General features: G+C 60.9%; 13 protein-coding genes. 7 read left to right on the top strand and 6 right to left on the bottom strand.

Annotated features, from left to right (window positions below):
- Positions 1-4: 4 nt before the first annotated feature.
- From lepA to lptF, 3 genes are all read right to left on the bottom strand, one after another.
- Complete coding sequence (lepA, locus tag C4J85_RS05135; RefSeq protein WP_003210439.1) at positions 5-1,804, bottom strand: translation elongation factor 4; 1,800 nt, start codon at positions 1,802-1,804, stop codon at positions 5-7.
- A 256-nt stretch (positions 1,805-2,060) separates the two neighbouring features.
- Positions 2,061-3,140, bottom strand: coding sequence for an LPS export ABC transporter permease LptG (lptG, locus tag C4J85_RS05130; RefSeq protein ID WP_124361444.1), 1,080 nt, complete (start codon positions 3,138-3,140; stop codon positions 2,061-2,063).
- The gene (gene lptF, locus C4J85_RS05125) at positions 3,133-4,251 is read right to left on the bottom strand and encodes an LPS export ABC transporter permease LptF (protein ID WP_124365948.1); all 1,119 of its coding nucleotides are present in this window, start codon (positions 4,249-4,251) and stop codon (positions 3,133-3,135) included. Before lptF ends, lptG begins: the two co-directional genes overlap by 8 nt.
- 282 nt (positions 4,252-4,533) lie before the next feature.
- On the opposite strand from lptF, the gene C4J85_RS05120 reads away from it, so the two are divergent.
- The 5 genes from C4J85_RS05120 (at position 4,534) to rlmF (ending at position 11,278) form a co-directional block, all read left to right on the top strand.
- On the top strand, positions 4,534-6,024 hold the full coding sequence (locus C4J85_RS05120) for a leucyl aminopeptidase (RefSeq protein WP_124409127.1): 1,491 nt from the start codon (positions 4,534-4,536) through the stop codon (positions 6,022-6,024).
- 156 nt (positions 6,025-6,180) lie between these two features.
- Complete coding sequence (locus C4J85_RS05115) at positions 6,181-6,609, top strand: DNA polymerase III subunit chi (RefSeq protein ID WP_124406365.1); 429 nt, start codon at positions 6,181-6,183, stop codon at positions 6,607-6,609.
- A gap of 7 nt (positions 6,610-6,616) precedes the next feature.
- Complete coding sequence (locus C4J85_RS05110; protein WP_124411164.1) at positions 6,617-6,991, top strand: DNA polymerase III subunit chi; 375 nt, start codon at positions 6,617-6,619, stop codon at positions 6,989-6,991.
- Positions 6,992-7,186: 195 nt separating this feature from the next.
- Positions 7,187-10,033, top strand: coding sequence for a valine--tRNA ligase (locus tag C4J85_RS05105; protein WP_124409126.1), 2,847 nt, complete (start codon positions 7,187-7,189; stop codon positions 10,031-10,033).
- A gap of 228 nt (positions 10,034-10,261) precedes the next feature.
- Positions 10,262-11,278 (top strand): 23S rRNA (adenine(1618)-N(6))-methyltransferase RlmF, encoded by a 1,017-nt coding sequence (gene rlmF, locus C4J85_RS05100; RefSeq protein ID WP_124361439.1) that lies wholly within the window; start codon positions 10,262-10,264, stop codon positions 11,276-11,278.
- 169 nt (positions 11,279-11,447) lie between these two features.
- On the opposite strand, the gene C4J85_RS05095 is transcribed toward rlmF, so the two are convergent.
- Complete coding sequence (locus tag C4J85_RS05095) at positions 11,448-11,729, bottom strand: HU family DNA-binding protein (protein WP_003188840.1); 282 nt, start codon at positions 11,727-11,729, stop codon at positions 11,448-11,450.
- A gap of 395 nt (positions 11,730-12,124) precedes the next feature.
- Here C4J85_RS05095 and yejK point away from each other — a divergent pair, with 395 nt between their 5' ends.
- Positions 12,125-13,129, top strand: coding sequence for a nucleoid-associated protein YejK (gene yejK, locus C4J85_RS05090; protein WP_124361438.1), 1,005 nt, complete (start codon positions 12,125-12,127; stop codon positions 13,127-13,129).
- A complete protein-coding gene (locus tag C4J85_RS05085) occupies positions 13,129-13,479 on the top strand; it encodes a glutaredoxin family protein (RefSeq protein WP_124409125.1) in 351 nt (116 codons plus the stop codon). The genes yejK and C4J85_RS05085 overlap by 1 nt, the downstream gene beginning before the upstream one ends.
- A gap of 136 nt (positions 13,480-13,615) precedes the next feature.
- Here the strand turns inward: C4J85_RS05085 and C4J85_RS05080 are convergent, their stop codons facing one another.
- Together C4J85_RS05080 and C4J85_RS05075 are read right to left on the bottom strand one after the other, a co-directional pair.
- Positions 13,616-14,593 carry a FecR family protein gene (locus tag C4J85_RS05080; protein ID WP_124409124.1) on the bottom strand — a complete coding sequence of 326 codons (978 nt, stop codon included), beginning with the start codon at positions 14,591-14,593 and terminating at the stop codon, positions 13,616-13,618.
- Entirely contained in the window at positions 14,590-15,165 is a 576-nt protein-coding gene (locus tag C4J85_RS05075) for an RNA polymerase sigma factor (RefSeq protein WP_124409123.1), read from the bottom strand. Before C4J85_RS05075 ends, C4J85_RS05080 begins: the two co-directional genes overlap by 4 nt.
- Positions 15,166-15,168: the final 3 nt, after the last annotated feature.

The raw sequence follows: 15,168 nt of genomic DNA, 5'->3' as shown, positions 1-15,168 counted from the left end.
GGACCTAACTATCCAACCTGAGCACCGCAAGGAAGGCTTCTTGTGGAATTTCCACGTTGCCCACTTGCTTCATGCGTTTTTTACCGGCCTTTTGCTTCTCAAGCAGTTTGCGCTTACGGCTTACGTCACCGCCGTAGCATTTGGCCAGTACGTTCTTTCTGAGTGCCTTGACGGAGGTCCGCGCAATGATCTGCCCGCCGATGGCGGCCTGGATCGCGACGTCGAACATCTGGCGCGGAATCAGTTCTTTCATCTTCTCGGTCAACTGGCGACCTTTATAGTGCGCATTGTCCTTGTGCACGATCAGTGCCAGGGCATCGACCTTGTCGCCGTTGATCAGCACATCCAGTTTCACCAGATTAGCCGATTGGTAACGATCGAAATGGTAATCCAGCGAAGCATAGCCGCGGCTGGTGGATTTGAGACGGTCGAAGAAGTCCAGGACCACTTCGTTCATCGGCAAATCGTAGGTCACTTGTACCTGGGTACCGAGGAACAACATGTCGTGCTGCACGCCACGTTTTTCGATACACAGGGTGATGACGTTGCCCAGGTGTTCCTGCGGAACCAGGATATTGGCCCGCACGATCGGCTCGCGCATGTCTTCGATGGAAGACAGATCCGGAAGCTTGGACGGGTTGTCGACGTAAATCGTTTCACCGGTTTTCAGCGCCAGCTCAAAAATAACCGTCGGCGCGGTGGTGATCAGGTCCAGGTCGTATTCGCGCTCCAGGCGCTCCTGGATGATCTCCATGTGCAGCATGCCCAGGAACCCGCACCGGAAGCCGAAGCCCAGGGCGTCGGAGCTTTCCGGGGTGTACTGCAGGGACGAGTCGTTGAGGGTCAGCTTCTGCAGGGCTTCACGGAAGTCCTCGAAGTCGTCGGAGCTGACCGGGAACAGGCCGGCGTAGACCTGCGGCTGGATGCGCTTGAAGCCCGGCAGCACGTCGACATCGGGGGTGGAACTCAAGGTCAGGGTGTCACCTACCGGCGCGCCGTGAATGTCCTTGATACCGGCGATGATGAAGCCCACTTCACCGGCTTTCAGGTCGGTGGTGGCGGTGTGCTTGGGGTTGAACACACCGACGCTGTCCACCAGGTGGATCTTGCCGGTGGATTTGACCAGGATCTTGTCGCCCTTCTTCACGCGGCCGTGGCGCACGCGCACCAGGGACACGACGCCCAGGTAGTTGTCGAACCAGGAATCGATGATCAACGCCTGCAGCGGATCTTCGTAGTTACCGGTAGGGGCCGGGATGGTCTTGACCAGGCGCTCGAGCACTTCGTCGACGCCAAGGCCGGTCTTGGCGCTGCACTCGACGGCGTCGGTGGCGTCAATGCCGATGATTTTTTCGATTTCTTCCTTTACGCGGTCCGGATCGGCCTGGGGCAGGTCGATCTTGTTCAGCACCGGCATGACCTCCAGGCCCTGCTCGATGGCGGTATAGCAGTTGGCCACGGACTGAGCCTCGACGCCCTGGCCGGCGTCGACCACCAGCAAGGCACCTTCACAGGCCGCCAGCGAGCGGCTGACTTCGTAGGTGAAGTCAACATGGCCGGGGGTGTCAATGAAGTTCAGCTGGTACTTGATGCCGTCTTTGGCGGTGTAGTACAGGGTGACGCTATGGGCCTTGATGGTGATCCCGCGTTCACGCTCGAGGTCCATGGAGTCCAGGACCTGGGCTTCCATCTCACGCTCGGCAAGGCCGCCGCACATCTGGATGAATCGATCGGCCAGCGTCGACTTGCCATGGTCAATGTGGGCGATGATGGAGAAATTGCGGATATGACTCAAATCACTCACGGATCAACACTCAAAAAGGCTGCAGGCAGATTGCCCGCTGAAAAATAGCCGGGAATTGTACCTGATGCTCAGGCCAGACGTCATCTTTGCTGACGAGCACAAAAAAGCCCCGTTTCCGCGGGGCTCAATATTGTAGGAGCGAGCTTGCTCGCGAAGATCGCCAACGATAATGCGCTCATCCTGGACGAACGCGGCGTATCGCAGATTTTCGCGAGCAAGCTCGCTCCTACAGTGGGGGCATTCAGCGTGCGCGCAATCAACCGGCTCGGCGCAACAACCAGAACCCGGCCACGGCGCAGATAAACGTCGGCACCAGCACCGCAAACAGCGGCGAGAAGCCGAATACCAGGCTCGACGGCCCCAGCAGGTCCTGGGCGATGCGGAAGGTGAAGCCCACCAGCACGCCGGTAAATACCCGCTGGCCGAGGGTCACGGAACGCAACGGGCCGAAGATGAAGGAGATCGCCATCAACACCAGCGCGGCGGTGACCACCGGCTGCAGCACCTTGACCCAGAACGCCAGCCAGTAGCGGCCATTGTTCAGGCCCTGGTCCTTGAGGTAGTGGATGTAGCTCCACAGCCCCGAGATCGGCAGGGTTTCCGGGACCATGATCACGGTATTGAGCAGTTCCGGCTTGAGCGCGATGTCCCATGCCTGGGTGGGCTCATTGACCACTTCGGTACTGGCCTTGATGCCTTGGCCCACGTTATGGAAGAGCGTGGTGGTGACGTCGCTCAGTTGCCATTTTTCACCGTCATACTGCGCGCGCTTGGCGAAACTGGAGCTGAGCATGTGCCGCTCCTTGTCGAACGTGTAGCGCGTCACGCCGATCAACAGCCCACCTGGCTGCACAGCGTTGATGTGGATGAACTGGTCACCCTGGCGGTGCCACAGGCCGTGCTTGGAACTTTGCGCATCGCCCGAACCCTGGGCCAGGGCGCGATTGGCCTGGGCGGTGGCTTCGGACGGTGGCGCGACGTATTCGCCGATCAGCACGCTGCACGCCATCAGCAGCAGCATTGGCTTCATCACCGCCCAGACGATACGCCCGATGGACACGCCCGCCGCGCGCATGATGGTCAATTCGCTGTTGCTGGCCAGGGTGCCCAGGCCGATCAGGCAGCCGATCAGGCCGGCCATCGGCATCATGTCGTAGAGCCGGCGCGGCGCGGTCAGCGCCACGAAGCTCAGTACGTCGGTGACCGTGTAGGTATCGGTGACGTTGCCCACTTCGTCGATGAACGCAAACAGCGAGGCCAGGCCCAGGATGATGCCCAATACCGCCAGGATGGCGATCAGTACGCTGCTACCAATGTAGCGATCGAGCTTAGCCACGAGCCAACTCCTTCAGGCCACGACGGCTCTTCATTTTCAAACGGATAGGCTCCCAGTAGAGAAGCCCCAGGCCGATCACCAGGAAAATCCCGTGGACCCACCACAGGCCCAGGGCGGGCGGAATCTTGCCCTTTTCCAGGGAGCCACGGGCGGAAATCAGAATGGTCAGGTACGCCATATACAACAGGATCGCCGGCAGCAGCTTGAGGAATCGGCCCTGACGCGGGTTGACGCGCGACAGCGGCACGGCCATCAAGGTCACGATGAATACCAGCAGCGGCAGCGACAGGCGCCATTGCAGCTCGGCGATCGAGCGCAGCTCCTGGCTACCGAACAGCGATGCGGTCGGGAGCGCATCGCGGTCGGTGACTTCGTCGCTGATATCGGGCTTGGGCAGCATCACGCCGTAGGTGTCGTACTTGATCACGCGGTAATCGGCCAACCCCGGGCTGCCATCGTAGCGATAGCCGTTGTCCAGGATCAGGTAGCGGCTGCCGTCGGGGCGCACTTCCTGGCGGCCGCCGTCGGCCACCAGGATCGAGATGCCACGGTCTTTCTGGTCCTTGCCGAGGTTTTTCTGGGAAATGAACACACCGCTCAGGTTGGAACGGTCTTCGGTCATTTCTTCGGTATAGGTCACGCGCGTGCCGTCGTTGAGCGCCTGGAAGCGCCCGGGTTCGAGGGTGTCGAACTCGGTCATCGCGTCCTGCTTGTTCAGCAACAGCTGGAACTGCATGGCCCCCTGAGGCGCCAGGCTCAGGCTCAACCAAGCCACCAACAGGGCAACGCCGGCGGCCGGCACCATGGTCATGGCCAGCAGGCGCTGCTGGCTCATGCCGGTGGCCGACAGCACGGTCATCTCGCTTTCGAGATATAGCCGGCCATATGCCAGCAGGATGCCAAGGAACAGGCCGAGCGGCAGGATCAGTTGCAAGAAGCCCGGCAGGCGAAAGCCCATGATCAGGAACAAAGAGCCCGGATCCAGGGCGCCCGAGGCGGCCTGCGCAAGGAATTTGACGAAACGACCACTCATGATGATGACCAGCAATACCGCACTCACGGCACTCAGGGTCAACAGGACTTCGCGGGATAGATAACGGAAGACGATCAAACCAGACACTCCAGGGTTGTCAGGCTAAGGCGGCCAAACAAGCAAGCATACCGAGTCGACCCGTTTGCGCGGGCCGGCTAAAAAGATGGCGCATTATCCTGTGATTGACCGCGCCTGTCACTGCGCAACCTCATGCGCACGCACAAAGCGTGCGTCGAGGGTTGTCAGGCTCCGCCGCCGAGGTTCAAACTGCGGCCTTTGTCGCTGGCGGTTTACAAGGCTGCCACGCTTTAAAGCCTGGGTACACATGCCAGGCTCACCGACCGTATAAGGGACCCGAAAATGGAATTGGTTGTAAAAAGCGTTAGCCCCGAAACGTTGAAAACCGCCACCCTCGTGGTCGCTGTCGGCGAAGGCCGCAAACTCGGCGTTGCCGCCAAGCAACTCGATGAACTGAGCGGCGGCGCCATCAGCGCCGTGCTCAAGCGCGGCGACCTGGCCGGCAAAGTCGGCCAGAGCCTGCTGCTGCAGAGCCTGCCAAACCTCAAGGCTGAGCGCGTATTGCTGGTGGGCGTGGGCAAAGACGCCGAGCTGGGCGACCGTCCATTCCGCAAGATCATCAGCGCCGTCCTCACCACCCTTAAAGGCCTGGGCGGCAGCGATGCGGCACTGGCACTCGATGAAATCGTCGTAAAAGGCCGTGACAGCTACGGCAAGACCCGTCTGCTGGCCGAAAGCCTGGTGGACGGCGGCTACGTTTTCGACCAGTTCAAGAGCCAGAAAGCCGAACCGCGCGCGCTGAAAAAAATCACCCTATTGACCATCAAGGCTGCCCAGGCTGAAGTCGAGCGCGCCGTCACTCATGCAACGGCTATCGCCAACGGCATGTCGTTCACCCGCGACCTGGGCAACCTGCCGCCGAACATCTGCCACCCAACCTTCCTCGGCGAACAGGCCAAGGCGCTGGGCAAAGAATTCAAGGGCCTCAAGGTCGAAGTGCTGGACGAGAAAAAGATCAAGGACCTGGGCATGGGTTCGTTCTATGCCGTGGGCCAGGGCAGCGACCAGCCGCCACGCCTGATCGTGATGCAGTACAACGGCGGTAAGAAGTCCGAGAAACCGTACGCCCTGGTCGGCAAGGGCATCACCTTCGACACCGGCGGCATCAGCCTCAAGCCGGGCGCCGGCATGGATGAGATGAAATACGACATGGGCGGCGCCGCCAGCGTGTTCGGCACCCTGCGCGCCGTGCTGGAACTCAAGCTGCCGATCAACCTTGTGTGCATCCTGGCCTGCGCCGAGAACATGCCGAGCGGCGGTGCTGCGCGCCCAGGCGATATCGTCACGACAATGAGCGGCCAGACCGTGGAAATCCTCAACACCGACGCCGAAGGCCGCCTGGTGCTGTGCGACGCGCTGACCTACGCCGAACGCTTCAAGCCGCAGGCGGTGATCGACATCGCCACCCTGACCGGTGCCTGCGTGGTTGCCCTGGGCGCCCACACATCGGGCCTGCTGGGCAATAACGACGAGCTGATCGAGCAATTGCTCAGCGCCGGCAAGGCCGCCGACGACCGCGCCTGGCAACTGCCGCTGTTCGACGAGTACCAGGAGCAACTGGACAGCCCGTTCGCCGACATCGCCAACATCGGTGGCCCGAAAGCCGGCACCATCACCGCAGCGTGCTTCCTGTCGCGATTTGCCAAGAACTTCAATTGGGCGCACCTGGACATCGCCGGTACTGCATGGACCAGCGGCGGCAAGGACAAGGGCGCCACTGGCCGTCCGGTACCCCTGCTGACCCAGTACCTGCTGGACCGCGCCAAGGCCTAAACACCTGCCCACTGCCTACCACCGTCAACTGTAGGAGCGAGCTTGCTCGCGAAGAGCGCCAACGATAACGCGTTCATCCTGGATGAACGCATTGTTCTCAGGTTCTTCGCGAGCAAGCTCGCTCCTACAGTTCACGGCGGCAGCCCAGGAACCGCAATGACCCAAGTCGATTTCTACATCCTGCCCAGCGCCGATCCTTCGGCGCGGCTGGACTTTGCCTGCAAGCTCACCGAAAAAGCCTGGCGCATGGGCCACCGCATCTACCTGCATTGCAGCGATGCCGCCCAACGCGAGGACCTCGATGCCCGCCTCTGGCGCTTCAAGGGCGAAAGCTTCGTGCCCCACGGGCCCGCCGAATCCGAACCCGACGGGTTGGTCGTGCTGGGTTTGGGCGACAGTTGCGGCGACCACCATGACCTGCTGGTCAACCTCGACCTGAAAGTGCCGGCCTTCGCCAAGGCATTCGCCCGTGTGGCGGAGGTGGTGGTGGAGGACCCGGCTATTCGTCAGGCCGCGCGGGAGAGTTTCCGTTTCTACCGCGAACAGGGCTATTCTCTGCAGGATCACCGGCTACAACGACTTTGAGTACATGATGGACACGCCCAACCCGATGAAAAAAGACGACCACTTGCTGGACGACCTCGAGTCCATCCGTCAGTTGCTCGGTGATGATGACCTGCAACCGCCGCTGTTGACCGAATCGGTCGAGGCCGGCGTACAGATTCCGTTGTTGTCCGACATGCTCGACAACCAGGCCGCTGCACCCAAGCCCGTGGCCGCGCCGCCCGCTCCCGCCGCAGAAAAAGCGCCCGACGCATTGCTGCTGCACCTGGACAACGAACTGCGCGCCGCCGCGCAACTGATCATGCAAGACGTGATCGCCGATTTTGCCCCGCATATCGAAGCCGAGATCAAGCGGCGGATGGATGCGCGGATGGAGCGGTTGCTCAGCCAGTACCAGTCTTAAGCCACACAAAGATCCAATGTGGGAGGGGGCTTGCCCTCGATAGCTGAGTGTCAGTCAGTGATGTTGTGACTGATCCACCGCTATCGGGAGCAAGCCCCCCTCCCACATTTGCTGTACGCCAACTCGCCCTCCTCGCCCTGCCCCGTTATACTTGCCGGCTTTCCTGAATAAATGCCAACTAGGGTCCCGCCGCGCATGGATAAGACCTATCAGCCCCACGCTATCGAAACTTCCTGGTACAACACCTGGGAGTCCGAGAACTATTTCGCCCCACAAGGTGCGGGCGACTCGTACACCATCATGATCCCACCGCCGAATGTCACTGGCAGCCTGCACATGGGCCATGGCTTCAACAATGCGATCATGGATGCGTTGATCCGTTTCCGCCGCATGCAAGGCCGTAACACGCTGTGGCAGCCGGGCACCGACCACGCCGGCATCGCCACCCAGATGCTGGTGGAACGTCAACTGGAAGCCACCGGCCAAAGCCGCCACGACCTGGGCCGCGAGAAATTCCTCGAGAAAATCTGGGAATGGAAAGACCAGTCTGGCGGCAATATCAGCCGTCAGATCCGTCGCCTGGGTTCGTCAGTTGACTGGAGCCGCGAGCGTTTCACCATGGATGACGGCCTGTCGGAAGCGGTGAAGGAAGCCTTCGTGCGCTTGCATGAAGACGGCCTGATCTACCGCGGCAAGCGCCTGGTCAACTGGGACACCAAGCTGCACACGGCGATTTCCGACCTTGAAGTGGAAAACCACGACGAGAAAGGTTTCCTGTGGAACCTCAAGTATCCGCTGGCTGACGGCGCCAAGACCGCTGAAGGCAACGATTACCTGATCGTCGCCACCACCCGTCCGGAAACCATGCTCGGCGACGCCGCTGTCGCGGTTAACCCGAACGACGCGCGCTACCAGGCGCTGATCGGCAAGTTCGTCGAGTTGCCACTGGTTGGCCGCCGCATCCCGATCATCGCCGACGACTACTGCGACCCTGAATTCGGCACCGGCTGCGTGAAAATCACCCCGGCCCACGATTTCAACGACTACGAAGTCGGCAAGCGCCACAACCTGCCGCTGCTCAATATCTTCGACAAGAACGCGGCTGTTCTGCCGGCCTGCCAGGTATTCAACCTGGACGGTACGCTGAACGAGAGCATCGACGGCAAGATTCCGGCCGAATACGCCGGCCTCGACCGTTTTGAAGCGCGCAAGCAGATCGTTGCTGCCTTCGACGCCGCCGGCCTGCTGGTCAGCGTTGACGACCACGGCCTGAAAGTGCCGAAGGGTGACCGTTCCGGCACCATCATCGAGCCGTGGCTGACCGACCAGTGGTACGTGTCGACCAAGCCGCTGGCCGAGCCTGCGATTGCCGCCGTTGAAGACGGTCGCATCCAGTTCGTGCCCAAACAGTACGAGAACATGTACTTCTCGTGGATGCGCGACATCCAGGATTGGTGCATCAGCCGTCAGTTGTGGTGGGGCCATCGCATTCCGGCCTGGTATGACGAGTCGGGCAAGGTCTACGTAGGCCGCGACGAAGCCGAAGTGCGTGCCAAGCACCACCTCGGCGCCGACATCGCGCTGCAACAGGACAACGACGTACTGGACACCTGGTTCAGCTCCGGCCTGTGGACGTTCTCCACCCTGGGCTGGCCGCAGCAGACCGAGTTCCTGAAGAAATTCCACTCCACCGACGTGCTGGTCACCGGCTTCGACATCATTTTCTTCTGGGTTGCCCGGATGATCATGCTCACCATGCATTTGGTGAAGAATGAAGACGGCACGCCGCAGGTACCGTTCAAGACCGTCTACGTGCACGGCCTGGTGCGCGATGGCCAGGGCCAGAAGATGTCCAAGTCCAAGGGCAACGTCCTGGACCCATTGGACATCATCGACGGTATCGACCTGGAGACCCTGGTGCAGAAACGCACCTCAGGCCTGATGCAGCCGAAACTGGCGAAAAAGATCGAGAAGCAGACCCGCGACGAGTTCGCCGACGGCATCGCCAGCTACGGCACCGACGCCCTGCGTTTCACCTTCTGCTCGCTGGCCTCCACCGGCCGCGACATCAAGTTCGACATGGGCCGCGTCGAAGGCTATCGCAACTTCTGTAACAAGATCTGGAACGCAGCGCGTTACGTGCTGGATAAAGGCGAAGACTGCGGCCAGAACGGCGAAGCTTATGAGCTGAGCCTGGCTGACCGCTGGATCATCTCGCAGCTGCAGCGTACCGAAGCCGAAGTGACCCGCCAGCTCGACCAGTTCCGGTTCGACCTGGCCGCGCAGGCCCTGTACGAGTTCATCTGGAACCAGTATTGCGACTGGTACCTGGAACTATCCAAGCCAGTGTTGTGGGACGAAAACGCGCCGGTCGAGCGCCAGCGCGGCACCCGTCGCACCCTGGTGCGCGTGCTGGAAGTGGCATTGCGCCTGGCGCATCCGTTCATGCCGTTCATCACCGAAGAAATCTGGCAGCGCCTGGCGCCGCTGGCCGGTATCGAAGGCAAGACCATCATGCTGCAACCTTGGCCTGTGGCCAACGAAGCACGTATCGATGAGGCCGCCGAAAGCGATATCGAATGGCTCAAGACCCTGATGCTCGGCACGCGCAACATCCGCGCCGAGATGAATATCGGTCCGGGCAAGCCGCTGGCCGTGTTCGTCAAGAACGCCAGTGCCGAAGACCAGCGTCGCCTCAGCGAGAACGATGCGCTGCTCAAGAAGCTGGCCAAGCTGGAGTCAATCACCGTATTGGCCGACGGCGCAGAAGCACCGCTGTCCGCCACTGCGTTGGTCGGCGACATGGAAGTACTGGTGCCGATGGCCGGCTTGATCGACAAGGGCGCGGAACTGGCCCGTCTCGACAAGGAAATCCTGCGTCTGCAAGGCGAAGTGCAACGAGTGGGCGGCAAGCTGTCCAACTCGGCGTTCGTCGACAAGGCACCGGCTGAAGTGATCGACAAAGAACGCGCCAAACTGGCCGAGGCTGAACAGGCCTTGGGCAAGCTGGCGGAGCAACATGCGCGGATTTCCAGCCTGTAAGGGCCAAACCGTGTGAAAAAAAGAGACCTTCGGGTCTCTTTTTTTTGCCGGCAGTTCCTGTGTATGCAATCAATGTGGGAGGGGGCTTGCCCCCGATGGCGGTGGGTCGGCTGGCAGATAAGTGACTGACATACTGCCATCGGGAGCAAGCCCCCTCCCACATTTGACCGAGGGCACCTCAAGAATGTGTGACAATGCCCACCACTTTGAGCCAACACCAGAATCATCATGACCGCCCCCACTACGCCAAAACCTCCACGCAAGAAGCCTAAAACCGCAGCCACGGCCAAACCCGTCGCGCCGCGCAAAGAGGCCACCCTGCACCCGCGCAACCGCCACACCGGCCGTTACGACTTCCCGGCGCTGATCAAGACCACGCCGGAACTGGCGCAATTTGTGATCATCAACCCCTACGGCAAGGAAAGCATCGACTTCGCCAACCCGGACGCGGTGCGGGTGTTCAACCGGGCGCTGCTCAAGGCTTTCTATGGCATCCAGCACTGGGACATCCCGGCAGATTACCTGTGCCCGCCGGTGCCGGGGCGTGCCGACTATGTGCACTGCCTGGCCGACCTGCTGGCCAGCGTCAACGACGGCAAGATTCCGCGCGGTTCCATCGTCAAGGTGCTGGACATCGGCATGGGCGCCAATTGCGTCTATCCGCTGATTGGCTATATGGAGTACCGCTGGAACTTCCTGGGCTCGGAGGTCGATCCTATCGCCGTGGCCGCCGCCAAGGCCATCGTGCAGTCCAACGACCTGAGCAAAGTCATCCAGCTGCGCCTGCAACCCAATCCCAAGCATATTCTGCTGGGCCTGCTGGAGCCTGCCGAGCGCTTTGACCTGACCATGTGCAACCCGCCGTTCCATGCCTCGATGGATGAAGCGACCAAGGGCAGCGAGCGTAAATGGCGCGCCTTGGGCAAAGCCGATCCCAAGCGCAAGTTGCCGGTGTTGAACTTCGGCGGCCAATCGGCCGAGCTGTGGTGCGAGGGCGGTGAAGCGCGTTTTGTCACGCAATTGATTGCTGAAAGTGCGCACTTTGCCCACAAGGTGTTGTGGTTCAGCACCCTGGTGTCAAAAGCGTCAAACCTGCCGGCGATCGAGACCGCGCTGAAAAAAGCCGGCGTGTTGGAAAGCCAGGTGGTGGAAATGTCCCAGGGGCAGAAGCAAAGCCGCTTTGTGGCCTGGACCTTCCAGACCAAGAACGAACAGCAGCTCTGGCGCCAGCGCTGGGTTCGATAGCGTCACCTGTAGGAGCGAGCTTGCTCGCGAAAAACGCCAAGACTTCACGTTCATCCAAGACGGGCGCGTCATCGTTAACGACCTTCGCGAGCAAGCTCGCTCCTACAAATCGCAGGCAACAAAAAACCGTGCCCGGATCGCTCCGGTGCACGGTTTTTTTTACTGCGTCTTACTTGTTAACAGCGTCGGTCAGGCCTTTGGCCACAACCAGCTTGATAACTTTCTTGGCAGCGATTTCGATGGCAGCGCCAGTCGAAGGGTTACGGCCAGTACGGGCAGGACGCTCGGTCACTTTCAGTTTGCCAACGCCTGGCAGAGTGATTTCGCCGCCATTTTCCAGCTGATCAGCAACAACCTGGCTCAGTTGGTCCAGCAGAGCGCGCACGGTAGTTTTCGGTGCGTCTACTGCTTCAGCCAGGTCGGCGATCAGTTGGTCTTTAGTAATAGCCATTGTGGTGTTCCTTCCCTATCAAATTCATATGGATTGCAGAGTGCAGTGTCAGCCGTCGAGCCCGACCTTCTTGGCCTGGCACCCCGGCTATAACCTCGGAGAACGGGGTTATAGATGCTTGAAACGGGGATTGGTTCGACCTGACAAATGCTGAATGCACGCTTAACGCCGAGACTTGGCGTAAGACCGGGCAAAACTAGCACAGAGACGGGGAAATATCCGCCTCAACATACCCATTTGGTCAGCTTTATCGCTCTAAACCGTGAAAAAAAGGCATATACCCGGTCGGACAACGTCCAAAACGCCCTTCCAGGCGCGTCTTGACCAATGGGTGCGGTACACTGGGCAACTTTTTGGGGAGGCTCACCGCTCCCCTTCAACCAGCCGAGAAGCCTATGCCGATCCGTCATTGCATCGTCCACCTGATCGACAAAAAACCCGACGGCACACCCGCAGTTCTGCATGCCCGTGACTCGGAGCTGTCCGAATCCGCCGCCATCGAGAACATGCTCGCCGACCTCAACGAGAGCTACAACGCCAAACAAGGCAAGGCCTGGGGTTTCTTCCATGCCGAGTCCGGCGCGCACCCGTTCAGCGGCTGGTTGAAGGACTACTTTGACGGTGGCCAGGATTTCACCGCGTTCAGCCGTACGGCCGTGGAGCATCTGCAGAAGCTGATGGAAGAGTCCAACCTGTCCACTGGCGGCCATGTGCTGTTTGCCCACTACCAGCAAGGCATGACCGACTACCTGGCTATCGCCCTGCTGCACCACAGCGAAGGTGTGGCGGTGACCGACGAGCTGGACGTGACCCCCTCGCGCCACCTGGACCTGGGCCAACTGCACCTGGCGGCGCGGATCAACGTCTCCGAGTGGCAGAACAACAAGCAGTCCAAGCAATACATCTCCTTTATCAAAGGCAAGAACGGCAAGAAGGTCTCGGAGTATTTCCGCGACTTTATCGGCTGCCAGGAAGGTGTCGACGGCCCGGGCGAAACCCGCACCCTGCTCAAGGCGTTCAGCGACTTCGTTGAAAGTGAAGACCTGCCGGACGAATCGGCCCGCGAGAAAACCAAGACCCTGGTGGACTACGCCAGCAGCCAGGCCAAGCTCGGCGAGCCCATGGGCCTGGAAGAACTGTCCGGTTTGATCGATGAAGATCGGCCCAAGGCGTTCTACGACCACATCCGCAACAAGGACTACGGCCTGTCGCCGGAGATCCCTGCCGACAAACGCACCCTCAACCAGTTCCGCCGCTTCACCGGCCGCGCCGAAGGCTTGTCCATCAGCTTTGAAGCGCACCTGCTGGGCGACAAGATCGAATACGACGAAGCCGCGGGCACCTTGATCATCAAAGGCCTGCCGACCCAACTGACCGATCAGCTCAAGCGCCGTAACTGATGCTTGGCGGCGTGCTCAAGAAAGTCCTGCTGGTGCTGCTGGTGGTCGTGGTGATTCAGAACTGGGGCAAGATCGAGCGGCTGTTCAACCCCTCGCAGGTGGTTTCGGAGCAGGTACGCGCCTCGGCGCGCGTGGTGCTCTACGCCACCGAGTGGTGCGGCTACTGCAAGCAGATCCGGCGTTTCCTGGACCAGAAAGGTATTCCTTACCAGGCCTTCGATATCGAAAAGGACGCCCAGGCGCGCAAGGCGTATGAAGGATTGGGCGGCGGCGGGATTCCGTTTGTCGACGTCAATGGCACGTTGATCCGCGATTACGACCCGGATGCGATCATGGCGGCGTTGAAATAACCCAATCTATAAAACACCACAGGTCAAATGTGGGAGGGGGCTTGCCCCCGATAGCAGTCTGTCAGCCAGCCTATGGGTAGCTGACCCACCGCAATCGGGGGCAAGCTCCCTCCCACATTGGTTTTGTGGTACGGGCTTAACGCACCACAATCATCCGGCCCAGCACTGTGCTCTGCTCAAAGCCCAGCACCGCTTGCAGGGCATTGAGCACCGCTAGCGGGTCCTTGCTTGGAAAGCTGCCGCTGACGCGTCTGGCGCCCATCTCGTCATTGAGCAACAGGATGCGGCCGGGATAATAGCGAGCCAAATCCTCGATCACCTCGGCCAGCGGCGCCTTGTAGTAATTAAGCCACCCATCGCGCCAGGCCAGGCGTGCTTCGCTGTCGACCGCATGCAGCGGTTCGGCTACACCCTTGGCGTAAGCCACTTGCTGGCCTGCCGTCAGAATTTGCTGCGGCGCCTGTTTGGAGGGCGTCACCCCAACCCGACCGGACAACACGGTCACCTGTGCCCCCGCCGGTTGCAGGCGCACTTCGAACTGCGTGCCCAGCACTCGCGTTTCTCCGCTGCCCGCCTCGACCATAAACGGCTGGCCGGTGTGGACAACCTGGAAAAATCCGGCCCCTCGACGCAGCTGGACATGCCGCTCGCCGTGGCTGAAATCCACGGCAATGGCGCTGTCGGTGTCGAGGGTAACCTGGGACTGATCGGCCAGGATGACGGTGCGCACCTCCCCTGGCGCCGTCACGTAATCGGCGCCGAAGTCATCCACCCAGCGCGACGGTTGCCAACCGGCGCCCATCGCCACCATCAACAACACACAGGCGGCCATGGCCAAGGCGCCAGACCAACGCAAGGTGCGCGAGCGCGTGGAACGGTTCATCGCATTGAGATAGCCCTGCAACGCCTGCGCGTCTTCGTCCGCCAAGGCGCGTGCCGGTACTTCGCTCAACTCCCACAGCACCTGGACCTGGGAATAGGCGTGGACATGGGCGGGGTCGGCCCGCAGCCATTGGCTGAAGCTGGCTTGATCGCCACTGCTGGGCTGGTCGTGCAGCAGGCTCAGCCAGGCGAGCGCGGCCTGTTCCTGGGCGGGCGTGGGCGTGACGTTCACGGTGCTTTTCCTGGCGTGCGTGGGGGCGACGGTTCGTCCAGGCTCGCCTTGCAGGCTTGGAGGGCACGCATCATGTGTTTTTCCACAGCGCTCTGGGACACGCCCATCGCCTTGGCGATTTGCGCGTATTTGCGGCCGTGGATGCGGTTGAGCAGGAAAATCTGGCGAGTGCGCTCGGGCAAACTGCGCAAGGCAGCTTCGACATGCCGCAAATCATTGCCCGCTTCAAGGGCCGCCTGGGGTTCGCAGCCCTGGTTGCCCTGTTGTTCCGGCAGCCAGCCTTCATTGCTGCGCACGCGGGCGCCTTCGCTGCGTAAATGGTCGATGGCGATATTGCTGGCGCAGCGCAGCAGGTAGGTGCTGAGCTCTTCGACCTGCACCAGTGGGCGACGCCAGAAGCGCAGGAACAGGTCTTGCACCAGATCCGCCGCCGTGGCGCGGCAACCGACACGGCGGCTGACCAGCGCCTCCATCTGCGAACGCTGGGACAGGAACACCTGCAGGAAATGCGCCCGCCCCCCGGCGGCGTCCGGGTGCGAACGGTCTTGAGGCTTCGGCGCAGGGCTGATCATCCT

This window comes from Pseudomonas sp. R4-34-07, from assembly GCF_003852375.1.
Lineage (GTDB): Bacteria > Pseudomonadota > Gammaproteobacteria > Pseudomonadales > Pseudomonadaceae > Aquipseudomonas.
This window is presented reverse-complemented; position numbering and strand designations above follow the sequence as displayed.